The sequence below is a fragment of the Cryobacterium sp. Y82 genome (genome assembly GCF_002929495.1).
In the GTDB taxonomy this organism is placed as follows: domain Bacteria; phylum Actinomycetota; class Actinomycetes; order Actinomycetales; family Microbacteriaceae; genus Cryobacterium; species Cryobacterium serini.
The window spans coordinates 23,615-47,351 of record NZ_PJJJ01000031.1; the positions used below are offsets into that span (position 1 = coordinate 23,615).

At 64.2% G+C, this 23,737-nt stretch carries 21 protein-coding genes; 4 read left to right on the forward strand and 17 right to left on the reverse strand.

What is annotated here, in order from left to right; translation table 11 throughout:
* Positions 1–9: 9 nt before the first annotated feature.
* The 4 genes from CXY70_RS08020 to CXY70_RS08035 form a co-directional block, all read right to left on the reverse strand.
* A complete protein-coding gene (locus CXY70_RS08020) occupies positions 10–1,542 on the reverse strand; it encodes a ComEC/Rec2 family competence protein (RefSeq protein ID WP_104191855.1) in 1,533 nt (510 codons plus the stop codon).
* Positions 1,539–2,285, reverse strand: coding sequence for a helix-hairpin-helix domain-containing protein (locus CXY70_RS08025; protein WP_104191856.1), 747 nt, complete (start codon positions 2,283–2,285; stop codon positions 1,539–1,541). The genes CXY70_RS08020 and CXY70_RS08025 overlap by 4 nt, the downstream gene beginning before the upstream one ends.
* Positions 2,286–2,415: 130 nt before the next feature.
* The gene (gene leuS / locus CXY70_RS08030; RefSeq protein ID WP_369852234.1) at positions 2,416–5,001 is read right to left on the reverse strand and encodes a leucine--tRNA ligase; all 2,586 of its coding nucleotides are present in this window, start codon (positions 4,999–5,001) and stop codon (positions 2,416–2,418) included.
* Positions 5,002–5,098: 97 nt separating this feature from the next.
* Positions 5,099–6,541 (reverse strand): anthranilate synthase component I family protein, encoded by a 1,443-nt coding sequence (locus tag CXY70_RS08035; protein WP_233205827.1) that lies wholly within the window; start codon positions 6,539–6,541, stop codon positions 5,099–5,101.
* Between the two features lie 79 nt (positions 6,542–6,620).
* Here CXY70_RS08035 and CXY70_RS08040 point away from each other — a divergent pair, with 79 nt between their 5' ends.
* Positions 6,621–7,256: a DedA family protein gene (locus CXY70_RS08040; protein WP_104191858.1), complete on the forward strand. Its 636-nt coding sequence runs from the start codon at positions 6,621–6,623 to the stop codon at positions 7,254–7,256.
* On the opposite strand, the gene cydC is transcribed toward CXY70_RS08040, so the two are convergent.
* Genes cydC through CXY70_RS08060 form a run of 4 tightly spaced genes read right to left on the reverse strand, consistent with a single transcriptional unit; the run spans position 7,244 to position 13,069 of the window.
* Positions 7,244–8,977, reverse strand: a complete 1,734-nt coding sequence (cydC, locus tag CXY70_RS08045) for a thiol reductant ABC exporter subunit CydC (protein WP_104191859.1) — start codon at positions 8,975–8,977, stop codon at positions 7,244–7,246. The two genes, CXY70_RS08040 and cydC, sit on opposite strands and share 13 nt — an antisense overlap.
* Positions 8,970–10,625: a thiol reductant ABC exporter subunit CydD gene (gene cydD / locus CXY70_RS08050; RefSeq protein WP_104191860.1), complete on the reverse strand. Its 1,656-nt coding sequence runs from the start codon at positions 10,623–10,625 to the stop codon at positions 8,970–8,972. The genes cydC and cydD overlap by 8 nt, the downstream gene beginning before the upstream one ends.
* Positions 10,626–10,629: 4 nt before the next feature.
* On the reverse strand, positions 10,630–11,634 hold the full coding sequence (cydB, locus tag CXY70_RS08055; protein WP_104191861.1) for a cytochrome d ubiquinol oxidase subunit II: 1,005 nt from the start codon (positions 11,632–11,634) through the stop codon (positions 10,630–10,632).
* A gap of 22 nt (positions 11,635–11,656) precedes the next feature.
* On the reverse strand, positions 11,657–13,069 hold the full coding sequence (locus CXY70_RS08060; protein WP_104191862.1) for a cytochrome ubiquinol oxidase subunit I: 1,413 nt from the start codon (positions 13,067–13,069) through the stop codon (positions 11,657–11,659).
* Positions 13,070–13,200: 131 nt separating this feature from the next.
* Here CXY70_RS08060 and CXY70_RS08065 point away from each other — a divergent pair, with 131 nt between their 5' ends.
* Both CXY70_RS08065 and CXY70_RS08070 read left to right on the forward strand, forming a co-directional pair.
* The gene (locus CXY70_RS08065) at positions 13,201–13,587 is read left to right on the forward strand and encodes a BlaI/MecI/CopY family transcriptional regulator (protein WP_104191998.1); all 387 of its coding nucleotides are present in this window, start codon (positions 13,201–13,203) and stop codon (positions 13,585–13,587) included.
* Between the two features lie 25 nt (positions 13,588–13,612).
* Positions 13,613–14,602 carry a M56 family metallopeptidase gene (locus CXY70_RS08070; protein ID WP_104191863.1) on the forward strand — a complete coding sequence of 330 codons (990 nt, stop codon included), beginning with the start codon at positions 13,613–13,615 and terminating at the stop codon, positions 14,600–14,602.
* Positions 14,603–14,614: 12 nt separating this feature from the next.
* Here CXY70_RS08070 and CXY70_RS08075 read toward each other — a convergent pair whose 3' ends face one another.
* The 5 genes from CXY70_RS08075 to CXY70_RS08095 form a co-directional block, all read right to left on the reverse strand.
* Positions 14,615–15,568 carry an ABC transporter substrate-binding protein gene (locus CXY70_RS08075; protein ID WP_104191864.1) on the reverse strand — a complete coding sequence of 318 codons (954 nt, stop codon included), beginning with the start codon at positions 15,566–15,568 and terminating at the stop codon, positions 14,615–14,617.
* 11 nt (positions 15,569–15,579) lie between these two features.
* Positions 15,580–16,323, reverse strand: coding sequence for an ABC transporter permease (locus CXY70_RS08080; protein WP_104191865.1), 744 nt, complete (start codon positions 16,321–16,323; stop codon positions 15,580–15,582).
* The gene (locus CXY70_RS08085) at positions 16,320–17,000 is read right to left on the reverse strand and encodes an ABC transporter permease (RefSeq protein ID WP_104191866.1); all 681 of its coding nucleotides are present in this window, start codon (positions 16,998–17,000) and stop codon (positions 16,320–16,322) included. The genes CXY70_RS08080 and CXY70_RS08085 overlap by 4 nt, the downstream gene beginning before the upstream one ends.
* Complete coding sequence (locus tag CXY70_RS08090) at positions 17,000–17,917, reverse strand: ABC transporter ATP-binding protein (protein WP_104191867.1); 918 nt, start codon at positions 17,915–17,917, stop codon at positions 17,000–17,002. Before CXY70_RS08090 ends, CXY70_RS08085 begins: the two co-directional genes overlap by 1 nt.
* A gap of 180 nt (positions 17,918–18,097) precedes the next feature.
* Complete coding sequence (locus CXY70_RS08095) at positions 18,098–18,775, reverse strand: TetR/AcrR family transcriptional regulator (RefSeq protein WP_104191868.1); 678 nt, start codon at positions 18,773–18,775, stop codon at positions 18,098–18,100.
* Between the two features lie 145 nt (positions 18,776–18,920).
* Between CXY70_RS08095 and CXY70_RS08100 the strand changes: the two genes are divergently transcribed.
* Entirely contained in the window at positions 18,921–19,946 is a 1,026-nt protein-coding gene (locus tag CXY70_RS08100; protein ID WP_233205843.1) for an App1 family protein, read from the forward strand.
* Positions 19,947–19,978: 32 nt separating this feature from the next.
* On the opposite strand, the gene CXY70_RS08105 is transcribed toward CXY70_RS08100, so the two are convergent.
* The 4 genes from CXY70_RS08105 to CXY70_RS08120 form a co-directional block, all read right to left on the reverse strand.
* Positions 19,979–20,788 (reverse strand): ABC transporter permease, encoded by an 810-nt coding sequence (locus CXY70_RS08105; protein WP_104191870.1) that lies wholly within the window; start codon positions 20,786–20,788, stop codon positions 19,979–19,981.
* Positions 20,785–21,597 (reverse strand): ABC transporter permease, encoded by an 813-nt coding sequence (locus tag CXY70_RS08110; protein ID WP_146066091.1) that lies wholly within the window; start codon positions 21,595–21,597, stop codon positions 20,785–20,787. Before CXY70_RS08110 ends, CXY70_RS08105 begins: the two co-directional genes overlap by 4 nt.
* Positions 21,594–22,406, reverse strand: a complete 813-nt coding sequence (locus CXY70_RS08115; RefSeq protein WP_104191871.1) for an ABC transporter ATP-binding protein — start codon at positions 22,404–22,406, stop codon at positions 21,594–21,596. The genes CXY70_RS08110 and CXY70_RS08115 overlap by 4 nt, the downstream gene beginning before the upstream one ends.
* Before the next feature lie 163 nt (positions 22,407–22,569).
* A complete protein-coding gene (locus tag CXY70_RS08120; protein ID WP_233205828.1) occupies positions 22,570–23,661 on the reverse strand; it encodes an ABC transporter substrate-binding protein in 1,092 nt (363 codons plus the stop codon).
* Positions 23,662–23,737: the final 76 nt, after the last annotated feature.

Sequence of the window (23,737 nt, forward strand, 5' to 3'; positions counted from 1 at the left end):
TGCCGCCGGTTATCGCGCAGGTCGCGCGCCCGGCCCGCGCAGCGCGACGACGAGGGTGAGCACGGTCCCGACGGCGAGCAGCAGCACCCCCCACGCGCCGCCCGGCCAGGGCAGCCGGTTACCCGGCAGGGTCGAAACCGCTTGCGCGACGGCGGCAATCCAGGCCGAGGGAATCCACGCCAGTGCGAGCAGCCCGGACGCCACCCCGGGCAGCACCGGCAAGGCCAGGCACGCGACCAGCCCGACCACTGTCGCCACGGGCGCGGCCGGGCCAGCCAGAATATTTGCCGGAACGCCATAGAGCGGCAGGCTGGGACTCAGCAGAATCAGTACCGGCTGGCACGCCAGCTGGGCCGCGAGCGGAATGGCGATGATGGCGGCGAGGGCTGACGGCATCCACTGACCGAGCACCCGGCTCAGCGGACCGGCGATCACGAGTAGTCCGGCAGTGGCGAGTACCGAGAGCGCAAACCCATAATTGCGAGCCAGCCACGGATCGCTCACCAGCAGGCCGATCACAACGAACAGCAGGGTTGGCACGCCCCGTCCCGGTCGTCCGGCCCCGATCGAGGCGAGGGTCAGCGTGGCCATGACTGCCGAGCGCAGCACGCTCGGCTCCGGTGTGACCAAAATAGTAAAGCCGAGCAATGTCAGGACCGAGAGCACGATGCGCCAGGAGCGGCGCATCCTGAGATAGCCGCCGAGCAACATGATCGCGGCTATGACGATCGCGCAATTGGCGCCGGACACCGCCGTTAGGTGGCTGAGTGAGCTGGTCTTCATTGCAGCATCAAGGGTGGGGCTGACAGCGCTCGTATCGCCAATGGCCAGGCCCGGCAGCAGGTCTCCCCCGTCGCCGGCGAGGCTCGTCGCGGCCGCCCTGAACCCGCCTCGCAGCTCGTTGGCCCACTGCAACCACCACGGGAGCGCCGCGACACGACGCGCTGTTTCGGTGGTGAATAACAGGGCGACCGTGGCATCACCGGGCTCAGTCATGCGCAGCGTGCCGCGCACTTCGAGGATTGACCCGATCTCAGGTTCGGTTCCGCCCCTGGCGGCTTCGGCGAACACCACGACCGGGCTCGAGACGTGCGCCGTTGTGCCGCGGCTCTCGATCTGGGTCAGGGTGGCCTTGTACCGCACCCGTCCCGACGTTCCGCTGCCGATGAAGGCCTTGGCCGCAACCGGAACCGACCAGATAGTGAGTGTGGCGGTGACCGGCGCGTGCGACCCGGCCGCGTCGCGCACCTCCGGCGGCAGCCGAACCGGCGACCACACGCCGACGGCGGTGGCCACGAGCGCTGCGCCGGCGCAGCAGAGCACCACGCTGGCGCTCGCTGTCTGCCAGCGCGTGTACCTCGGCGCTGTCGGCCACTCGATGCGCCGTGGCATTTTGCTGATCACCAGTATGCCGATACAGCCACCCGCCACCAGCCACAGCGTCACAGCGACGGCGACGGCCCCGTCGGGCGCGCCGATCAGCAGGCCGGCGGTCAGCCACACAGCAAGTGCCGGCGCCGCAAGCCGAAGATCGAGGCTCATATCGTGATGAAGTCTTTGAGAGCCTCGAAGGTTTTGTCGCCGATCCCAGCGACGTCACGCAGCCCGTCGATGCTCGTAAACCGGCCGGTCTTCGCGCGATAGTCCAGGATTCGCTGGGCCATGGTCGGGCCGATCCGAGGCAGAGAGTCCAGGTCGGCCACCGTTGCCGTGTTGAGGTTCACCTTGGGCGCTTTCGCGTTGGCTCCCCCCGAACCGCCGTTCGCCGAACCGCCGTTCGCCGAACCGCCGGCCGTTGCGGGGAGCTCCGGTGGGACCTCGCCCTGTCGGGGAACATAGAACTGCTCGCCGTCACTGAGAAGACGCGCCAGGTTCACGCCCGCTGGATCGGCCTCCGCTGTCCTGCCACCGGCAGCAGCAATCGCGTCCATGACTCGGTCGCCATCGTGCAGTTGAAACAGGCCGGGACGGGCCACAGCTCCCAGAACGTGCACAAAGATGATGACGCCGGCGTCTGTCGCTGTCGCCTGGCCGGGCGCGCCCCCCTCGCCCGCTCCCGCGTCGAACGGTTCAAATGTCGCGCTGCTGCCGGGGGAGATCGATACCGCTCTGGACCCGACCGTGCGCTGCCCGGCCTGCTGGCCGACGGCGGACACGATGACGGCGACGACGAGGGCGAGCAGCAGCAGCACGACTGCCGCTCCGACGCCGACCCGCATGCGGGGCCGACCGCGGGCTGCGGGAGCGAGGCGCTCCAGATCGAGGGGGGAACGGTCGGGCTGCATGCTGGCAGGCTAGGCCGCGCGGAGCATCCGCTTGCCGCCGGTCGACCGATCTGTGCACAGCCGAGCGGGAAGCAGGGCTGGGGAGAAGGCCCCGACCGATCACGTACGATCGATCGGGGCCTTCACTGCGTTACGGTCGTGTGACGAAGGAGACGAGCTTGGGCACGCGAACGATTACCTTGATGATCTCGCGATCACCGATCGAACGGATGACCGCAGCGGCGTCCCGCGCCATTTTCTCCAGGTCGTCGCTGGAGATTTTCGGCGAAACTTCGAGCAGGGTACGCATTTTTCCGTCGACCTGCACGACCGCCGTCACCGACTCCTGCACGAGCAGGGTCTGCTCGGCCTTACGCCACGGCACGAGAGCAATGCACGGCTCATAGCCGAGGTGCTCCCACATATCTTCGGCGGCGTAGGGTGCGAACAGGTTCAGCGCCATGGCGGTGGCCTCGGCGGCTTCACGCACTGCGGCATCCCCTGGGCCGGCACCGGTGTCGATGACCTTGCGGGTGGCGTTGACCAGTTCCATCAGGCGTGCCACGACGACATTGAACTTGAACGACTCCACCAGGCCGGGCGCATCCGCGAGGAACCGGTGGGTGACACGGCGCAGGGTGACGTCGCCGGTCTTCCACTCCACATCGGGCGCGCTGGTTACGTCGCGCGCGACGCGCCAGGCGCGGGCGAGGAACTTGGCCGAGCCGACCGGGGACACATCAGCCCAGTCGATGTCATCTTCGGGCGGGCCGGCGAAGGCCATTGTGAGGCGTACGGCATCGACACCGTGGCGTTCGATTTCCTCGGTGAAGTAGACAAGGTTGCCGCGGCTCTTGCTCATCTTGGCACCGTCGAGGATGACCATTCCCTGGTTGAGCAGCGCGGTGAAGGGCTCGGTGAAGCTCACATAGCCTTCGTCGAACAGAAACTTCGTGATGAAGCGCGCGTAGAGCAGGTGCAGGATGGCGTGCTCGACTCCGCCGACGTACTGGTCGACGGGGGCCCACTTCTCGGCCTCCTTCGGGTCGAAGGCTTTGGTGTCATCACTCGGGTTCAAGAACCGCAGAAAGTACCAGGAGCTGTCGACGAAGGTGTCCAGGGTGTCGGCGTCGCGTGTCGCCGCAGTGCCGTCGATCGGGTTTGGCACATTGACCCAGTCGGTCGCTCCGCCCAGCGGCGACGTTCCCCGTGGCTTCAGATCAAGACCCTCTGCGGGCGGCAGCAACACCGGCAGTTGGTCTTCGGGCACCGGGATCTCGGTGCCGTCGGCGCCGTGGATGATCGGGATCGGTGCGCCCCAGTAGCGCTGGCGGGAGACGAGCCAGTCGCGCAGACGATAGTTCTTGGCGGAGCGGCCGAGCCCGTCGGCGGCCAGTTGCTCGATGATGCGCTTGATGGCGGTGATCTTGCTCAGGCCGTTGAGGGGGCCCGAATTAATCAGGCGGCCCTCACCAGCCAGGGCGATGCCGGTGCTGAGCGGGTCGAGTTCTGGCAGTTCTTCGGTGCCGTCGAGCATACCCTGGGTGATCACCGGGATCATTCCGGTGGCCGGGGAGTTGGTGTCGACGACGACCCGCACGGGCAGGTCGAACGCGCGGGCGAAGTCGAGGTCGCGCTGGTCGTGGGCTGGCACGGCCATGATCGCGCCGGTGCCGTAGTCGGCGAGCACATAATCGGCGGCCCAGACGGGCAGACGTTCGCCGTTGACCGGGTTGATCGCGTAGCGACCGAGGAACACGCCCGTCTTCGGCCGGTCGGTGGACTGACGCTCGATCTCGGTGCTGCGTTGTACCTGCACGAGGTAGTCCTGGAACGCCTCCTGCACGTCAAGCGTGGCCTCGGCGACGAGTTCGGCGGCAAGGTCAGAATCTGGCGCCACGACCATGAAGGTAGCTCCGAAAAGCGTGTCTGGACGAGTCGTGAACACGGTAACGGGCTCCGTGCGGCCCTCAATAGCGAAGTCGACATCCGCTCCGATGGAGCGCCCGATCCAGTTGCGCTGCATGTTGAGCACCTTGGCCGGCCAGGTGCCCTCGAGCTGGTTCAAGTCATCCAGCAGGCGGTCGGCGTAGTCGGTGATCCTGAAGTACCACTGGGTGAGCTTCTTCTTCACGACCACGGCGCCGCTGCGGTCGCTCGTGCCGTCGGGCAGTACCTGCTCGTTGGCGAGCACGGTCTGGTCGATCGGGTCCCAGTTGACCCAGCTGTCCTTACGGTAGGCGAGCCCTTTCTTGTACAGCTGTAGGAACAGCCACTGGGTCCACTTGTAATATTCGGGGTCGCTCGTGTGCAGTTCGCGGTCCCAGTCAAAGCTGGTCGCGTAGAGCTTCATGCTCTTCTTCTGCTGGGCGATGTTGTCGTAGGTCCAGCCGCGCGGGTCGATGCCCCGCTTGATGGCGGCGTTTTCGGCGGGCAGCCCGAAGGAGTCCCAGCCGATCGGGTGCAGCACGTTGAAGCCCTGGTGGCGCCAGTAGCGGGCGACGACGTCGCCGAGCGCGTACACCTCGGCATGGCCCATGTGCAGGTCGCCGGAGGGATAAGGGAACATGTCGAGCACGTACTTGCGGGGGCGGGTGTCACCCTCGGCGCTCGTCTTGAACGGTGCCAGCTCTTCCCAGATGGGTTGCCACTTCGCCTGGATCGCCGCGAAGTCATACACTTCTTCGTCGCTCTCGTCGCGCGCGTCAATGCGTACGCTTTCGTGCTCGTGTGCCACGTGACTCTCATTCATTGCAGGGGATATACATGATCGATGCGGGAGCATTTGCTCGGGCGCACGCGCGATGAAGCGCACGTGTACGCGTTCTAGATTACTAGGGCGCGGCGATGCCGAGGCTCGCCAGCAGCGCGGCCGCCTTGATTTCGGTCTCTTTGATCTCTTCGGCGGCGATCGACAGAGCGGTGATTCCGCCACCGGTGCCGATACTGGCTCCCGTGCAATCGAGCACGATGCTGCGGATGACGATGGCCAGGTCGGCAACGCCATCCGCTCCGATGTAGCCGAACGCCCCAGAATAGATACCGCGCGGACCCCCCTCGAGCGAGTGCAGAATGGTCATCGCGCTCTGTTTCGGGGCACCCGTCATGGAACCGGCCGGAAAGCACGCTTCGATGGCGTCGACAACGGTGACGCCCCGTGCCAGTTTCGCCTCGATGGTACTGACCAGCTGGTGGACATGCGGGTAGCTTTCCACGGCGAGCAGAGTCGAGACAGCAACGGTGCCGAGCTGGGCGATGCGACCCAGATCGTTGCGCATGAGATCGACGATCATCAGGTTCTCAGCGCGTTCCTTGTCGCTGCGCGCAAGTTCGACTTTCAGCCGTTCGTCTTCGACCGCCTCGTTCGAGCGTGGGCGGGTGCCCTTGATCGGTTTGGTTCGGATGCGTCGATCCCGGTCCACATGCAGAAACTGCTCAGGGCTCGCGCTCAACAGCGCCACGTCACCAAAGCGCAGCAAACCGCCGTGATGGCTCGGGCTGCCGGTTCGCAGCCGGCCGTAGGTCTCGACCGGGTGCCACTCGCCCGGCACCCGAATCTCATTGGTCAGGCACAGTTGGTAGGCGTCGCCGTCGCCGATGAAAGCCAGGCAGGTCTCGATCAGAGCGGAATAGTCGGTGGGACTGTGACGCCACTTTGGGCCAGCGGATGCCCGCGGGGAGGCATTGCGGGTCGGTGCGGGTGGTACGTGGTTCATCGTCTCGGTCGCCGTGAGCGCGGCAATGACCTGGTCGAACCAGTCGGCGACAGACGCTTCGGTCTCGGATGCACTCGCGCGGGCCACCAGCGTCACCGTACGGTTACCGTGGTCAAACCGGATCATGCGGTCTATCTCCAGCAGGGCGGCATCCGGGTACTGCGACTCGTGCGTGGGCGTACCCACGGTGTTCGCGCCCAGCTCGTAGCCGAGCCAGCCAACCCAACCGAGCTCAAACCCGTCCCGGTGCGCAGGCGCGTTTGCCGGTCGGCTCGCGCCGGTGAAGTCGCGACGCAGAAACTTGAAGACGGTCTCGTGCGTGCTGACCGGGGGCGGAGCATCCTCGGGATACACGTATGTGCTGGTGACCGTTCCCTCTATCACCGAAGCCGTGACGAAGCGGGATCCGGGCGACGCCGCTCCGAGGTAGCTGACGCCGGTGCGCACGCCCGGGCCGGCATCGAGCCAGAAAGAATACCGGTCGGAAGCATAGAGCGTCGTAAAAACCACGGCAGGGTCGAACCAGCCAGCCAGGAGCTTGCTCTGCACGGTGCCAGTCACCACAACAGCCTAGCTTTTCGGCAGCGGTGCCGACCGGGACGACCTTGATGAATCGCGCGCGGCACGTAGGCTGGGCACAATGAATGACATCCTCACGTGGATCCTCGACACTGTCTCCGGCGTCGACCCGGTCATTCGAACGCTCCTGGCCGGCGTGGGCATGCTGTTGGAGACCTCGGTACTGGTGGGGCTGGTCATACCGGGCGACACCATTGTGATCGTTGCCAGCACCGGGGTAGCCAGCCCGGTGGAATTCGTCAGCCTCGTTCTGGCCGTGATCGTTGGAGCACTAGCCGGGGAGAGCATCGGTTTTGCCCTCGGGCACCATTTCGGCCCGTTCATCAGAAGCAGCCGGCTGGGCCGGCGCATCGGCGAGCACAACTGGGCGCGCGCTGAGACCTACCTCGACCGGCGCGGAGGGTTGGCCGTTTTCATCTCTCGGTTTCTGCCGGTTCTGCACTCGCTGATCCCGCTCACCGTGGGAATGAGCCGTATGCGGTACGGCACCTTCATGGCCTGGACCGTTCCCGCCTGCATCATCTGGTCCCTCGCCTACGTGAGCGTCGGATCGGCTGCGGCGGAAGGTTACCGCGAGCTGAGTGGCCGCCTGCACTTCGCCGGCTACCTCTTCGTCGGGGTGATCGCCCTGTTCGTGCTCGCGGTCTTCTTCATCAAGAAATGGCTGCACCGCCGCGAACTGCGTCACATGGACTGATCTTGCGGGTTTCCTCCGGTACGGGCCGGCAGCGTGACCCTGGCGGTCACGAGCTCGTCGGGCACCGGGGTATGCGAGATGAGCAACACTGCGCGGTGTGCATCGGCCGCGGCCGTCAGGATGTCGCGCACGAGGGCATCCGCCCCGGCACTGTCGACATTGGCAGTGGGCTCGTCGACGATCAGCACCGGAAAATTGGCGAGCAGGGCCCGCGCCAGGGCGATGCGCTGCGCCTGGCCGCCGGAGACCAGCGAGCCACGCTCGCCCACCCGGGCGTCGAGGCCGCCGCGTGCGCGAGACCACTCCGTGAGTCCGACGCGGGCCAGCACCGCGTCGAGCTCGGCATCGGTGGCGGTATCGCGGGCGAACAACAAATTCTGGCGGATGCTGTCATCAAACAACCAGGGGCGCTGCTCGCACAGTCCGACCATGCGTCTTACCTCGGACTGGGCGAGCAGCCGCGTCTCAACCCCATTCAATCGATAGGAACCGGTGTAGTCGAGAAAGCGCACGAGGGTTTGGGCGAGGGTGGTCTTGCCCGCGCCGCTCGGCCCGGCCAGGTGCACGCGGTCGCCCGGCGCCAACCGCAGGGTGACGCCGGCCACGCCGGGTTGGTGCTGCCCTGGCCAGCGCGCACCGAGGTCGGTCAGTTCCAGAACGACCGGGCCTATGGCCCGATCGGGGGCAAAAAGAGTCTGCGGGTCGACCCCGTCGACGGGGATCTCCCCCGGTACCGCCGTCGGAACCACGTCGGCGACCCGGCTGGCACCCACCCGTACCTGCCGCCAGGCCGAGCCGGCTAGGGGAATCATGCCGAAGACCTCGAACACAGCCATCGGTACGAGCACGGCCACGATCACGGTGGGGCCAAGTAGCACGGGGCTGAGCAGACCACCGCCGCTATCAAGGGCCGGGACACCAAAATACAGAGCCCCGAGCGTTGCCGCGCCGGCGAACAGCGATACCACCGCCGACTGAACGCCGATCCCGACCGATCGGCGCAGGGCGGCCTTGCGGAGACGAGCATCAGTTTGCGCGAGCTGTTCGAGACGCGGGTTGAGGGCGTCGAAAGCGGTGAGCACATCGAGGTTTTCCACGATTTCGAGCACCTCGTCGGCGAGGGATCCGCGCAGTGGCGCGAGTTCACGATCGGCACGTGCGGAAAGTGTGCCGGAGAAAAACGTTCCGAGTATTGCGGCCAGCAGCAGGCAGACCAGCAGCGTGAGTCCGGCAGCCGGCACGATCAGCCAGATACCGACCACGCTGAGCAGGGCGGTTATTGCCGCCACCAGGAGCGGTTGCACGACGCGCAACGGCAGGTCCTGAAGATCGTCGACATCCCGCACGAGCCGAGTGAGCAGGTCGCCGCGCCCGGTGCTGGTGAGCCCGGCCGGGGCGATGGGCACGATGCGTCGAAACATGCCGAGGCGCAGCTCGGCGAGCTGCCGGAACGCGGAGTCGTGGCTGGATACCCGTTCCAGATAGCGAAACACGGAACGGAAGATGGCGAAGGCGCGAACCCCGACGACGGCCAGGCCTAAAACCGCAAGGGACGGCATCCCTGCCGCGACGGTGATCAGCCAGGCTGAGCAGGCCAGGAGTGCTACCGCCAGGACGGCGCTGCCGATACCCGCCAGCAGCCCGGGAACAAACCAGCGCGGGCGAGGCTGGGCGAGGCGCAATACGTCGCGGGTAGGAGTACTGAGCGTGACCTCAGGCATGAGTCAACTCCTGCAGCTCGATCACGTTGTCTGCGGCGGCCACGACGGCCGCGCGGTGGCTGACGACGATCACCACGCGCCCTTGGTCGGCCAGGTGTCGGAGCCCGACGAGCAGACCGGCCTCGGCGTCAGAGTCGAGCGCCGAACTCGGTTCGTCCAGGATCAGCACGTGGCAATCGGTCGCGAGGGCCCGATAGATGGCTCGCGCTGCGGCGACGCGTTGCGCCTGACCGCCCGAGAGACCCTCACCGTTCACCCCGAGAACCGTGGCCGGTGACACCTCGGCAACGCCGGCCCAGCGCAGTGACTGCACGACCAGGCTCTGGTTGCGGCCGGTGTGATCAGCGGATGCCGTCCCGAGGGCCACATTCTCGGCCACCGTCCCCCGGAACAGGCCCGGCCGCTGGCCGGCCCAAGCCAGCCAGTCGCGCGTCGCGCCGGCCGGCACTGTCACACCATCGAGGGTGAGGGTACCGGTGAACGGTATGAAACCGAGCAGGGCTGCGACGAGGGTCGACTTGCCGACCCCGCTCACTCCCCGCACCACGCTGACTTGCCCGGGGAAAAATTTCGCGTGCACATGATCGATTACGAGGGTGTCGCCGCGCCGAACGGAGACTCCATCCAGCAGCAAGGCGCCCGAGCCGAACTGCACCGTGTGCGCGGCGGAATCCGCTCGCGAGATTTCGGACGTCGTCTCGTCGTCGAGGATAGCGAATAGTTCTTCGGCGGCGGCGAGCCCGTCGGATGCGGCATGGAATTGTGCGCCGACCTGGCGCACGGGCAGAAAAACCTCCGGTGCGAGCAGCAGAACGAACAGGCCGACGCCGAGCAGCAGGGCTCCGTCGATGAGCCGCAGGCCGATCGACACGGCGATGAGCGCGACTGAGAGGCTGGCGGCGAGTTCGAGCACGAAACCGCTGAGGAACGAGACGCGCAGCACCTTCATGGTGCGGGTGCGGTATTCCTCGGTGATCGACCTGATTCGATCGAACTGGCGTCGTTCCCGGCCGTAAATCTTGAGGGTTCCAAGGCCCCCGACCACATCGAGAAACCCGGTCGACAGACGCTGCAATGCCTGCCATTGCTCCTGCTGCACCGATTGGGTGACCCGGCCGATGAGAATCATGAAGAGGGGAATCAGCGGAATCACGACAATGACGATGAACCCGCTGATGAGGTCCTGCGAGAGGATGACGGCGATCAGGATGGGTGTGGCGATCATGGTCAGCAACAGTTGTGGCAGGTAACGGGCGAAGTAGTTGTCGAGCGCGTCCAGTCCGGTCGTCACGACCGTCGAGAGCCGCGCGCTCTGCCGGGATGCGACCCAGTCGGGGCCGCGCTCGGCGATCTTGGCGATGACCTTGGCGCGCAGCTGGCTCTTGACCTGGGCGGCGCCGCGGTTGGCCGCGATTTCGAGCAGCCAGATAAGCACGGAGCGCAGCACGACGACTCCGGCGAGAGCGGTGAGGGTCGGCGCGATAGTGCGGAGGGGCTCCCCCGCGACGGTGAACGTGATCGCCCGGGTCAGCAGCCACGCGAACACGATGACGACGAGCGTTTGCGCCAGGCCCAGCAGCGCGCCGACCAGAAGAAACCGACGCGCGGCGTGGGCGTAGCGAAGGAGGCGAGGATCCAGGGGACGCACTGGTTTAGTGTGCGGCGAGGTCAATGTGGGCCCGGCCGATGCGTTTGCGGAACACCCAGTAGGTCCAGCCCTGATAGAGCAGAATGACGGGCATACCGATCAAGGCGGTCCAGCTGATCACACCGAGGGTGTACGTCGACGAGGAGGCGTTGGCGATCGTCAGGCTGTTGGCCGGGTCGTTGCTGGCCGGCATGACGTCGGGAAACAATGACGCGAACAGGGTCAGCACGACGAGACCGATCGTGCCGGCCATCAGGGCGAACGCGAGCCGTTCGGCACCGCGCAGGTTGGCCAGGAACGATGCGATCAGCAGGGCAGCGGCCAGGGCGGCGAGCAGAGCGGATGCCACGGTGCCGTAGGCGAGCGTCGTCCAGGCCAGGAAGGTGGCCGCGGCGACGATCGTCACGATTCCGGCTTTCGTCGCCAGCTTGCGGGCCCGCATTCGAATGTCTCCCTCGGTTTTGAGCGACACGAACACCACCCCGTGCACGAAGAACAGCAGCAGCGTCGTGATGCCGCCGAGCAGGGCATAGGGGTTCAGCAGGTCGAAGAGGGTACCGATGTAGTCGTGGTTGGCGTTGAGCTTCACGCCGCGCACGATGTTGGCAAAGGCCACGCCCCACAGAAACGCCGGAACGGCCGAACCGACGATGATCAGGCCGTCGAACCATTTCTTCCACGAGGATTCCGGGCGCTGGTGCCGATATTCGAACGACACACCACGCAGGATCAGAGCCACCAGGATGAGCAGCAGAGGCAGGTAGAAGCCGCTGAACATTGTTGCGTACCACTCCGGGAACGCCGCGAAGAGGGACGCCCCGGCCACAATGACCCAGGTTTCGTTGAGGTCCCAAACCGGACCGATGGTGTTGATGAGAACGCGGCGATCGGTGTCGTCCCGGCCGAGGAAGGGCAGGGACATACCGACCCCGAAGTCGAAACCATCGAGTACGAAGTACCCGATGAACATGAAAGCGATGATCCAGAACCAAAGAATTGTCAGATCCATTGTGTGTTTTCCAAACCCCGTTCTAGTAGACCGTGACTGCGTGCTGGTGTGCGCCGGATTCGGCGTCTTGAACCGGCGCATCGTCCGGGCCCTTCTGGACGGCCTTCAGGATGAGCTTGAACTCGACCACTGCGAGGATTCCGTAGAGCAGGGTGAAGACGATCAACGAGATCAGAATCTCCACACCGGTCACGCCGGGCGAGACACCGTCCGCGGTGCGCATGAGTCCGAATACGAGCCAGGGCTGACGACCCATCTCCGTGAAGACCCAACCGACGCTCATAGCCAGGAGCGACATCGGGAAGCTCAAGATGGCGATCTTCCACACCCAGGTGCGCTGCGGGCTCCGCCCCCCACGCGTCAGCCACAGGCCGACGACGGCGACGAGCATGTGCGCGAGGCCGAGGCCGATCATCCAGCGGAAAGCCCAGTAGGTGATCCAGATCGTCGGGGTGTAGTCGCCCGGACCGTAGAGGGTGACGTACTGCGCCTGCAGGTTGTTGATGCCCTCGACCGTGCCGTCAAAGGTATGGGTCGACAGAAAGGAGAGCAGGTACGGAATGCGTACGGAGAACAGCTCGTGGACGCCGTCCGGCGTACCCAGAGTGAAAACTGAGAAGCTTGCGTTGGCACCGGTCGCGGTGTGATAAAGCGCCTCCGCCGCCGCCATCTTCATCGGCTGGGCGTCGACCATGGCCAGGCCGAGCTGGTCACCGGCGAGCGTGGTGAGAACTCCGGCGATGACCATCATCCAGAGACCGAACTTGAGGGCTGGACGCATCGTTTCGAGGTGCTGGTTGCGATAGAGGTGCCAGGCAGCGACCGAGATGATAAGTCCGGCAGACACCATGAAGCAGGCAAAAATCGTGTGCGGGAACGCGGCGAGAGCAATGGGGTTCGTGAGCAGTTCCCAGATGCTCGTGAGTTCGGCGCGTCCCTTCTCCTCATTGATCGTGTAAGCGATCGGGTTTTGCATGAATGCGTTCGCGGCAAGAATGAAATAGGCCGAGGCGATCGAGCCGACCACGGTCATCCAGATCGTGCCCAGGTGAATCTTTTTGGGCAGTTTGTCCCAGCCGAAGATCCACAATCCGATGAACGTCGCCTCAAGAAAGAACGCGACAATGCCCTCGAAGGCGAGCGGAGCGCCGAAGACGTCACCGACGAAACGCGAGTAGTCCGACCAGTTCATGCCGAACTGAAATTCCTGAACGATTCCGGTCACCACGCCCATGGCGACGTTGATGAGAAAGATCTTGCCGAAGAAGTGCGTCAGCTGCAGGTATTTCGCTTTATCCGTGCGCACCCACGCCGTCTGGAAGATCGCGACCGTGAGCGCCATACCGATCGTGAGTGGGACGAAAATAAAATGGTACATGGTCGTAAGACCGAACTGCCATCGTGAGAGGAGTAAAGGATCCAACCACTCGTTCATATGCCCTCCAGCATTGTTACTACCCGCGCACACTTTTCTACGCTGTGTAGAAGAATACGCTTCTACGCTGTGTAGAACCTTGACTTCTACGACTCGTAGAAATATCAGTTTCGCGGCGTAGCATGGTGGTCATGGGATCTTTAGGTGTACTCGAGAGGCTGATGATGGATGTCCTGTGGGATGCTTCGGCCCCGCTGACGGCCAATGAACTCAAAGAATCCCTGATGCGGCCAGATCTGTCGGCTACCCCAACGAAGCAAGTGGCGACAACGACAGTTTTGACCGTGCTGTCCCGCCTGGAAACAAAGGGCTTTGTCGCTCGTGACCGTGGCGTTCGCCCGCACGCTTACACCGCGGTCATGACTCGCGCCGCACACACCGCGGGTCTGATGCACGAGGTTCTCGGCCAGGTACCCGACCGCGAGGCGGCGCTGGCCCGGTTTATCGGCGGTGTCACCCCGCAGGAGGCCGAGACCCTGCGGCAACTACTCGGCGTCGCGCCCAGTCACAACGCCTGACCCGTTTGCCGAACCACCGATTCTTGTGATTACCGCTGCCGTACTACTCGGCGCCATCGCCGCGCTGCTCGCCTGGCCCGTACCGCTCGTACTCGCCCGCTCAGCATGGTCGGCTCGTTCCCCGGCCGTGGCACTCGTGCTCTGGCAAGCCATTGCCCTGTCCGGCGGCATGTCCATGATTGGATCGCTGCTCGTCTATGGCCTGGTTCCGTTCGGCGATGCACTGCCGCAGGGCATCGCCGCCCTGAGCAATGACCTGCGCGCAGGCACCCTTCCCGTCGGCACGACCTTTACCCACGTGCTCGCGCTGGGCGCAGCCATTCTGCTTGGCACGCACCTCCTGTTGAACCTGCTCGCGACCTTCGTGCGGGCCGAGCGGCAGCGCCGGCGCCACGACGCCCTTATCACCCTGCTCAGCGATCCCCTGCACGGTCAGCCGGGAATGCGGGTCATCGACCATCCCGCCCCGGTCGCCTATTGCCTGCCCCGAGTCGGGCACTCGGCGACGGTACTTTCGAACGGGTTGCTCCGGCTGCTCGATGCCGATCAGGTACGTGCCGTGATCGCCCATGAGCAGGCGCACCTCATGCAGCAGCACCACCTGGTGCTGCTCGCCTTCAAAAGCTGGCACAGCGCATTGCCGTGGTTTCCTATCGCCAACCGCGCCGAGAACGCCGTCGCCCTGCTGGTCGAGATGCTCGCCGACGATCACGCCCGCCGAGTCGTGGACGACTACACTCTGGCGCGCGCGATCGCCCTCGTCGCCTTCGCCCTCGTCGGGTCTAATCCTCCGCCAGAGCGTGAAGCGGATGCGACGGCGAGAGCCGCCGCATCCGCTTCGTTGTCTGTACGATCGCACGCTGCAGACCCCGAACATCCGGCATACCAGGTCGCACCGCGGGTGGCGCGGCTGGTGAACCCGACCCAGCCGCTGGGCTACTTGGCTACGGCCGGAGCACTCACCGTGTCGGCGGTGCTCCTGGCCGGGCCGGTTCTCATTCTGTTCGCTGCCTAGAGCAGCGCCTTACTACAGAAAACCGTTGGTGGTGAGCCACTCGGTTGCAAGCTTCTCGGGCGACGGCTTGGCGTCGGCGTTGCTTTTTTCGTTCAGGTCGAGCACCCCCGCCGTCGTCAATTTGGCCGACACCGGGTTCAGCAGCGCGGCCAGCTCATCTGAATAGACCGAGGTATTCAGCAGCGGCACCACGTTTTGGGCTGCAATAAGATTCTCCGGGTCTTCGAGGATGACGAGGTTGTTCTGCTTGATCGATGGGGTTGTTGTATAAATGTCGGCTACCTGAATTGTTCCGTCCAGCAGGTCTTTGAGCGTGCCCGGTCCACCGCCATCGTCGATGGCCTTGAAGGTGAAGCCGGTCACGCCGTAGACGGACTCAAGTCCGCTCGGGCCGTACGGACGAATCTTAAACTCGGTGTTGGCCCCGAGGGTAATCGTTGAAGCAATCGGAGCCAGATCGGCGATGGTGACGAGATCGTTCGCCGCGGCAAATTCGGGTGTCACAACGAGTGAGTCTGCGTTTTCGGCCGGTGCGGCGTCGAGCACGGTGAGACCTTCAGGTTCAAGGATTGCCGGCAGGGCTGCACTGATGACTTCCGACGTGGACGCCGCTGCTGTGGGGTCGAAAGACTGCAGGAGGTTACCCGAGTAGTCCGGGATCATGTCAATGGAGCCATCTTTCAAGCCGGGGATAAACGCTTCCCGCGAACCGATTCCCGGACTGTAGTCGACCGTGTAACCGTTAGCGGCGAGGACCTGGCCATAGATCTGCGCGAGAATTTCACTCTCCGCAAACGCCTGCGAACCGATCGTGATGGTCGTGGGATCGGCGGGGGCTGCGGGATCGGCGCCGAGAGGGTCGCCCGAGCTGCATCCAGCGAGGGCTGCCGTGACGGACAATGCGAGCGCTGCGCCCAGAACGAGGCGACCACGACGCGGGGTAAATGTTCGGTGCTGTGTAAACATGCGACATATCCTTAAGGGTTGGATGGTGCTGTTGAGACGCGCCCGTGCTGCCTTGGAGTTGGCGCGGCGGATTCATCGGGGTGTCGCGTCAGTCCGCGGGCAACCCCGTGCGGAACGACGAGTCGTTGGGCGAGTGCGAGAATCGCATCGACGCAAAGCGCCAGGGCAATGACGAGTATTGCACCGGCGAGGGCGAGCTTGTAATCGCGCAGCGCGAGACCCTCGATGAGGAAACGGCCGAGGCCGGTCAGGCCCACGTAGCCGGCGATTGTGGCGGTCGCAATCACCTGAAGTGTCGCTGAGCGAATGCCGCCGAAAATGAGCGGCATGGCCAGGGGTATCTCGACCTTGAGCAGAATCTGCCACTCGGTCATGCCGATCGCTCGAGCCGCGTCGATTGTCGGGCGATTTACGGCTTCGAGCCCGGAATAGGCACCGGCCAGAAGCGGCGGAACGGCAAGAATGACGAGCACGACGATGAGCGGCCCGACCCCAAGACCGGTGTAGAGAATAATAAGAAAGATCAGTCCGAGCGTGGGAAGAGCACGAGCTGCGCTGCTGAGCGCGACGACCGCGTTGCGCCCGCGCCCGGTGTGTCCGACCAGCAGCCCGAGTGGGATGCCGATGACGATGGCCACGGCCATGCTCAGGCCGGTGTACCACACGTGGTCGACGAGGCGGGGCACTATGCCATTGGCACCGGTCAGGTTGGCCGGATCAAACAGAAAATTGAGGGCGTCCAGAAAAAGGTTCATGCGGTCACCGGAGCCGCGGCCGAAGTCACCGAGCGGCGGCGTGGCGTCGCGCGCGTCCAGGGCATCAACAAACGGCCGACCAGTACCAGAATCGTGTCAAAAAGCACGGCGACAATAACGGTAAATACAATACCGATCAGGATTTCTTCAGGAAAGTCACGCTGATAGCCGTTGATGAATAGATAGCCCAGGCTCTGGACGCCGATCAGAGATCCGACGCTGAGCAGGCTGACCGTGCTGACCGAGACAACACGGAGACTCGCAAGCAACACCGGACCAGCGAGCGGGAACTCGACGGTCCAGAACCGTGACACGGCCGAGAACCCGACGGCGGTGGACGAGGAGATGACGTCTCTCGACACCGAGGAGAACGCATCCGCTGCCCCGCGTACCATCACCGCAATCGCGTAGATACTGAGCGCCACAACAACGTTGGCCTCGTCGAGGATGCGAGTGCCAAGAAGAGCCGGGAGGGTCACGAACAAGGCCAGCGATGGAATACTGAAGAGGACTCCGCCCAGGGTCAGCAGGATAGTACGCGCAACCGTATAGCGGTTCGCGAGCCAACCGAACGGGATACAGACGATGAAACCAACCACAATCGGAATGATGCTCAGACGGACATGATCAGCGGTCAGCCTGAGTACCAGATCGAGGTTGTCCCACAGCCAGAGCATCAGGCATCGCCCGCCTGGTCCGTCTTGTTCGATACGCTGCGTGCCCGGGAATTTGTGCCCACTCCAACACCGGAGCCGGGCAGAACACCCCCCGGTGCCTCGATTACACCGGCAACGTAGCCGGCGCCGTCTACGAGCACGACATCGTCGCCGGAACGAGCGACAGTCGAATCAACAGCCAGTCGTCGCTTTCCGCGGTCTGCTCCGATGAACGATGCGACAAAGTCGCTTGCCGGGTTGGCCAGGATCTCTTTCGGGGTTCCGACCTGGGCGATCTGTGCGCCCTTCTCCAGGATCACGACCTGATCGCCAAGCAGGAACGCCTCGTCAATATCGTGCGTCACGAACACGACTGTCTTGTCCAGGTCGTGTTGCAGGCGAAGCAGCTCCTGCTGGAGATCGTCGCGCACGATCGGATCCACCGCACCGAACGGTTCATCCATGAGGAGTATGTTCGGGTTCACCGCGAGGCCGCGGGCGACGCCTACGCGCTGCTGTTGCCCGCCGGACAATTGGCTGGGATAACGGTAGGCCAGTGCACGATCGAGCCCGACGGTGTCGAGCAATTCCATGGCTTGCGTGTGGGCATCCGCTTTCTTGACGCCCTTGAGTAACGGCACGGTCGCTATGTTGTCGATCACGCGACGGTGCGGCAGAAGTCCGGAATTCTGCATGACATAACCGATACTGCGTCGCAGGGCGACGGCCGAGCCACTGGCGATATCGACTCCGTCGATCTCGATCGAGCCGCTCGAGGGATCGATCATGCGGTTGATCATGCGCAGCAGTGTGGTCTTGCCACAGCCTGACGAGCCGACGAAGACGGTCGTCTTGCGGGAAGGCAGCACGAGGCTGAAATCTTCAACGGCGAGGGTGCCGTCGGGGAACCGTTTGGTCACCGAGTGGAATTCAATCATCCTGGCGGCTCGCTCCTCGCATCTTTCGGGTCAATACAAACCAGATGCTAACCCAATCACTATTTAGAGCGACAGGCAAAACACACCGTAAACAAAGATTTATCTATGAGCGAACAGGTGCGGCCCCCGGGTACGAAAAAACCGGGCACCCCAGTGGGGCGCCCGGCGGTTCAGCGGGTATCAGGGTGCGGTGGCGAGGAGATTCAGCGCCTGCGGGCTGTAGAACCGGTCGAGGTAGTCGCGCATCACCAAGCGGCACTCGGCGATGAACCGCTCGTCACCGACCGGATCGCTGTGGAAGGCGCGGGCGAGCAGCGCGTCTGCCATCTCGACGGCGACTCCGAGTCGGAAGATCAAATCATCGCCGGCTGGCAGATCGAACTCGTTCACGAGAACGTCGGCGAGGCGGCGGGCGAAGAAGTCAGCGTCCGCAGCGGCGTCGGCGGAGGGAGCGCCATCGCGGTCGTCGAAGTTCACAATGCGAAAGCCGGGCTCCGTGCGGTACAGGCCGACAAAAGCGGTGACGACGCAGTCCACGGCGTCCCACCAGGAGGTGAGGGTGCTGGCACTGAGTTCGTCGACGACCCGCTGCCGAAAGCGCACAACGGCACGCTCGTGCAGGGCGTGTAAAACAGCCACCCTGTCGGGGTAGTAGCGGTACACGGTGCCGATGGAGGCACCGGCGCGTTCCGCGACCATCGCGGTCGTGATGCGGTCAAAACCGACCTCGTCCACGACGGCGGCGGCCGCATCGAGCAAACCGGACAGACGTGCAGCACTGCGCTGCTGAATCGGCTCGGTGCGCACCTGTTGTAGTGCTGCACCGGCTCCTTCACCTAATAGGCCACCAAGCGACATTTATCCCCCTTGAAGATAAGTCACCATCCTACGGGGTAAAACCCCTTTTTCACAGGCCTGATCGGGGGATGCACAGCAAACATGGCAGAATGAAGGAGTGTCAGAGTCCCCAGACGCCACTCCGCGTGCGCCCAGTCCCGAGCGAATGATGCACCGTGCAGCGCGCATGGAAGACTGGCTCCACGAACATCGTGAGCATTCCGCCCGCCGCCGCGGCTACCAACCCACCGTCATCCCGTATACCGGTTATGGCTCGACCGCGTGGGTACGCATCCTCTGCCGCGTGCTCCTGACCAAAACGGAAAAGCCCGCGAAACGTCAAAAACGCCCCCGGGCAGATGGCCGCGACGCCGGCATTCGCGGCTGGCGGAGCTTCACGAGTGTGCCCGTCAACGATGTCACCGTCACGATTGAGATCGACGGGCAGACGCATCGCGTTCAGGCGGATCGCGGCGGGGTCGTCGATACCGTGGTTCCGGTGTCACTGCCCGCCGGCTGGCACACTGCGCGACTGCACACCGAGGTCTCGAACGTGGTGGAAGCCCCGATCTTCATTGTGGCACCCACGGTCGGCTTCGGCATCGTCTCCGACGTCGACGACACCGTGATGGTCACCACACTCCCTCGCCCCCTGCTGGCCGCCTGGAACACGTTTGTGCTCGACGAGCACGCCCGGGTGCCGACCCCCGGCATGGCGGTGTTTCTGGAGCGTCTGGCGTCGTTCACCCCCGGTGCCCCGGTCATCTACCTCTCTACCGGCGCCTGGAATGTGGCACCCACACTGTCACGTTTTCTTTCCCGTAACCTGTACCCCGCCGGGGCGCTGCTATTGACCGACTGGGGACCAACGCACGACCGCTGGTTCCGCAGCGGCAGTGCCCACAAGCGCGACAACCTCCGCCGACTCGCCGAGCAGTTTCCGCAGATGCGCTGGATTTTGATCGGCGACGACGGCCAGCACGACGAGGCCATCTACAGCGACTTTCAACGCGACTATCCGGGCAGCGTAGCGGCCGTGGCCATCCGTCAACTCTCCCCGAGCGAAGCAGTACTCGCCGGAGGTCGCTCGCGCGATGCCGTGCTCATCGAGGGCGGCCCTGAGGGCCCCTGGGTCTACGGCCCGGACGGCTCCAGCCTCTCCAATCAGCTCGCCGAGCACGGGCTGCTGTAGCCACGCTAAAAAACCTTCGACAGTACAGCGAGTCAGTTTGCTGTGCTCACCTCCATGCTCATACGACGCAGTACCAGGTTCTCGACGACCTGGGCCAGGCCGTAGAGAACGAGGGACACAATGGTGATCACCACGACGGATGCCCACACCTCGGAATTCTGCACCTTGGCGACCGCAGCGACAATCGAGTTGCCGAGCCCCTGACCGGTCGTGAGCCATTCGGCCAGCAGCGCGCCGGTGATAGCTCCGGGTACCGAGATCTTCACCGCCGCAAAGAAGGCCGGCAATGAGCTGGGCAGCGCCACCATGCGCAGACTCGTGAATGCGCTGCCGCCGTAGACGGTGATCACGTCGCTGATCTGCGGTGACGATGAGCGCAGCCCGAAAGCAATGTTGACCAGCGCCGGAAACAGCACCACGATGGCGCCCATCACCACGGCGGTGGTCAGCCCGCGACCGGTAATGAGACTGATGATCGGAGCGAGAGCCACGAGCGGCACCGAGCGCAGCAGCAGAGCTATGGGCATGAGGGCATGCTCGATCCCCCGCGACAGGGTGAAGACCACAGCGAGCAGCAGGGCGCAGGTGAGGCCAGCGACGAAGCCGAGAAAGGCGTCGCCGAGGGTGACCACAAGGTTGCCGAGAATCAAAGCGCGATTGTCGGCGGCATCGGGTGCGATCACGAGCCAGGTCCACACGTCGAAGGGCCCCTTGGCCAGGAACGGCGAAATGTTTAGCAGCAGCAGCAGTCCCTGCCAGGCGAGCAGAACCAAAACCAGCGTAATGAGTCCGGTCAGAAGACCACGCCACACCGTCGAGAGCGCTATCCGGGCAAAGCTCATCGGCTGCTCCGTCCGGTCGCCCACGGCGTCGCGAAACGCAGGACCAACGCGAAAATCGCGTAGCCAAGCCCGGCGGTAACGCCGGCGACGAGCGCGAGGCTCCACACCCGGTCGACGTTGGCGGTTGAACCGGCCACGAGCATGGCGATTCCCAGCCCGCGACTGACGCCACCGAGGTACTCCCCCAGAATGGCCCCGATGAACGCGGCCGGCGCGGCGATCTGCAGCGCAGTCAGCACGCCGGGCAGTCCGGCGATCAGTCGCACTTTGAGGAGTTGGGTGAACTTGCCGCCGCCGTAGACAGTGATGAGATCGAGGCTCGCGGCATCCGCTGCCCTGAGGCCGACGAGCGAACCGATCACCGTGGTAAAAAACACCGACATCGCGGCCAGAAAGACCGCCGTGCCCGCTGGCTCGCCCGTGCCGGGTGCCCCGATCACGATGTACGCGATCGGGCCGATCGCGACGATTGGAACGCAGTATGTGATGACCGCGATCTGGAGCGCGATTTTCTCGATGCGCGGCAGGAGCAGAACGAGAGCCGCCAGGGCCAGGGCCAGTCCGTTTCCCCAGGCGAAGCCGAGGAGTGCTTCAAGAACGGTGACGCTCACGTGGGGCAGATAGAACCCTGGACCATCGCGTACGAGTTGCACGAGCACATCGAGCGGGGTCGGCACGGCCCCACCGGGCAGGGAGCCGACCCCAGCGAAAACAGTGACGGCACTGATCCACCACAGGGCGATGATGATCCCTCCGCCAACCAGGCCGGTCGCCCAGGTGGGCAGCGCGCGCAGTGAAGCTCGGATCATTGGTCGTCGCCCGCCACGGCGGCATCGCTGAAGAGCAGGTCGGAAGCGCGGTCGTGCAGAGCGTGAAATTCGGGCGATCGCATCATCTCGGGCAACCGGGGCCGCGGAAGGTCCACGTCGATGACTTCCTTCACCCGGCCGGGACGTGCGCTCATGACCGCGACGTGGTCAGAGAGGAAGATAGCTTCGGCGATACCGTGGGTGACCATGAGGGTCGTGGCCGGCTTCTGGGTCCAGATGCGCAGCAGTTCGAGGTTGAGCCGTTGCCGGGTCATGTCATCGAGAGCGCCAAAGGGTTCATCGAGCAGCAGCACCGAGGGCTTGAGCACGAGCGACCGGGCGATCGACACGCGCTGCTTCATGCCGCCGGAAAGCTGCGCCGGCTTGGCATTCTCAAACCCCTTCAGGCCGACGAGTGCAACCAGTTCGTCAATGTACGCATCGTCGACGGGAATGCGGGCCACCTCGAACGGTAGCCGAATGTTCGAACGTACGCTGCGCCAAGGCAGCAGGGCGGAGTCCTGGAAGGCAATCCCGAGTTGGTGCCCCTTCCGGAGTTGCTGTGGGCTCTTGCCGTCGACCCTCGTAGTGCCGCTCGTGGGTTGTTCCAGGCCGGCCAGGATGCGCAGAATGGTGGATTTTCCACAACCGGACGGCCCGAGCAGCGAGAGAAAACTGCCCTTGTCGGTGTGCAGGTTGGCGTTGTCCAGGGCAACGACTTCTTTGCGACCGACCGCGAAGACCTTGTGCAGCTGGGAGATGTGCAGGCCGGTGCCCGCGGTTTCGTTCCGGGAACTCGGGCGGGTCACCGAATCACGAACTCCAGCATCAGTACTGTTCACGTGATTCGCTCCTTGGTGATGGCAAGACTGGGGTGGTGTGGAGTGCGGGGTCAGATGCCTAGCGCACGTTCTGGCGCGGCACCATTGGAACGCTGACGCGCTCCATTGGTGTGCGTCAGGCTGCTGCGTACTACGGCTGGTTGCCGTAGGCGAGCAGGTCCGGGTTCTCGGCGTAGACCTCTGCCAGCAGGCTCAGGTCGAACAGCTGATTCGCCGTGATCGTCAGGCCGGTCGCAGTGAGCGTGTCGATGCTCTGCTCCTGCAAATCTGTGCTGATCGAGAACAGGCCGTTGGCGAGGGTCTCCGAGCTCACAACGAGGTCGCTGGACTGAATTTCAGCCTGCCGGGTTTCCTTCTCGATGGAGAGGTCGAAGGTCGGCCCGTAGGTGTCGACTGTCAGTTTCGCAGCGGCAGCGGGGTCGTTGATCGCGTCGGTCCAGCCGCGAATCTCGGCGACGAGGAGGGCCTTGAGCTTTTCGCGGTCGTTCCTGATCGCGTCGTCGGTGACCGTGAAGGTTTCGGAGACGAACGGCAGGCCGAAGTCGGCCAGCGGCAGGTTTACCGGGTTGAGTCCGTTGAGTTCCGCGTCAATGGATTCATTGGTGAGGTAGGAAAACCAGCCGTCGACCTCGCCGGTGAACAGCGCGGTCGGGTCGTACTGCACCGGCAGGGTCGTCAATGAGCTCTCGTCGATGTTGTTGACCTTGAGGAAGGCTTCCCACAGGCTCAGGTTGCTCGCCTGCACGCCGATGGTTTTGCCTTTCAGATCGTCGAGGGTGACAATGTTCCCCTTGTCGGCGAGGGACAAAATCGTGTAGGGGTTCTTTTGGTACGTGGCGCCGATGATCTTGAGCGGTGCGCCCTCGTTGGCGACGATGGTGCCGGTAGAGATCGCGTTTCCGATGCCCATGTCGGCATTTCCGGAGAGGACGGCAGCTTCGATGGACGCGGGGCCTTCGATCATGTCGACCGTGTCGAACCCGGCGTCGGTGAAGTAGCCATTTTCGTCGGCGAGATACTCGCCCATAAACTCAGCGTTCTTGATCCAGCTGAACTGAATACTCGCGTCGCCGAAGGATGTTGTCGCGCCGTCTGCCCCTGCTACGTTCGCGTCGCCGCCTGCGCACGCAGAGAGGGAGAGCGCGAGTAGAGCAACGACCGCGACTCCGCGCGCCACCCGGGTTGCCGATCGATGAATAAACGTGCCTCTGGATGCTGTCATTGCGGGGTTCCTGTCGGGTGCAAGGGCGGTGTGGAGATACAGCCGCTGTGGTTTTGTCGAACAAGTTTGATGCGCG

What these genes read in the sequence shown, in the direction of transcription:
- CXY70_RS08085 (WP_104191866.1), bottom strand. Translation starts at nt 17,000, where the DNA reads ATGCTCTGGCTGTGGGACAACCTCGATCTGGTACTCAGGCTGACCGCT.
- cydC (WP_104191859.1), bottom strand. Translation starts at nt 8,977, where the DNA reads ATGCCTGAGGTCACGCTCAGTACTCCTACCCGCGACGTATTGCGCCTC.
- CXY70_RS08110 (WP_146066091.1), bottom strand. Translation starts at nt 21,597, where the DNA reads ATGATCCGAGCTTCACTGCGCGCGCTGCCCACCTGGGCGACCGGCCTG.
- CXY70_RS08080 (WP_104191865.1), bottom strand. Translation starts at nt 16,323, where the DNA reads ATGAACCTTTTTCTGGACGCCCTCAATTTTCTGTTTGATCCGGCCAAC.
- CXY70_RS08065 (WP_104191998.1), top strand. Translation starts at nt 13,201, where the DNA reads ATGGGATCTTTAGGTGTACTCGAGAGGCTGATGATGGATGTCCTGTGG.
- CXY70_RS08040 (WP_104191858.1), top strand. Translation starts at nt 6,621, where the DNA reads ATGAATGACATCCTCACGTGGATCCTCGACACTGTCTCCGGCGTCGAC.
- CXY70_RS08060 (WP_104191862.1), bottom strand. Translation starts at nt 13,069, where the DNA reads ATGAACGAGTGGTTGGATCCTTTACTCCTCTCACGATGGCAGTTCGGT.
- CXY70_RS08020 (WP_104191855.1), bottom strand. Translation starts at nt 1,542, where the DNA reads ATGAGCCTCGATCTTCGGCTTGCGGCGCCGGCACTTGCTGTGTGGCTG.
- CXY70_RS08075 (WP_104191864.1), bottom strand. Translation starts at nt 15,568, where the DNA reads ATGTTTACACAGCACCGAACATTTACCCCGCGTCGTGGTCGCCTCGTT.
- CXY70_RS08095 (WP_104191868.1), bottom strand. Translation starts at nt 18,775, where the DNA reads ATGTCGCTTGGTGGCCTATTAGGTGAAGGAGCCGGTGCAGCACTACAA.
- cydB (WP_104191861.1), bottom strand. Translation starts at nt 11,634, where the DNA reads ATGGATCTGACAATTCTTTGGTTCTGGATCATCGCTTTCATGTTCATC.
- CXY70_RS08100 (WP_233205843.1), top strand. Translation starts at nt 18,921, where the DNA reads ATGATGCACCGTGCAGCGCGCATGGAAGACTGGCTCCACGAACATCGT.
- CXY70_RS08105 (WP_104191870.1), bottom strand. Translation starts at nt 20,788, where the DNA reads ATGAGCTTTGCCCGGATAGCGCTCTCGACGGTGTGGCGTGGTCTTCTG.
- CXY70_RS08025 (WP_104191856.1), bottom strand. Translation starts at nt 2,285, where the DNA reads ATGCAGCCCGACCGTTCCCCCCTCGATCTGGAGCGCCTCGCTCCCGCA.
- CXY70_RS08090 (WP_104191867.1), bottom strand. Translation starts at nt 17,917, where the DNA reads ATGATTGAATTCCACTCGGTGACCAAACGGTTCCCCGACGGCACCCTC.
- CXY70_RS08120 (WP_233205828.1), bottom strand. Translation starts at nt 23,661, where the DNA reads ATGACAGCATCCAGAGGCACGTTTATTCATCGATCGGCAACCCGGGTG.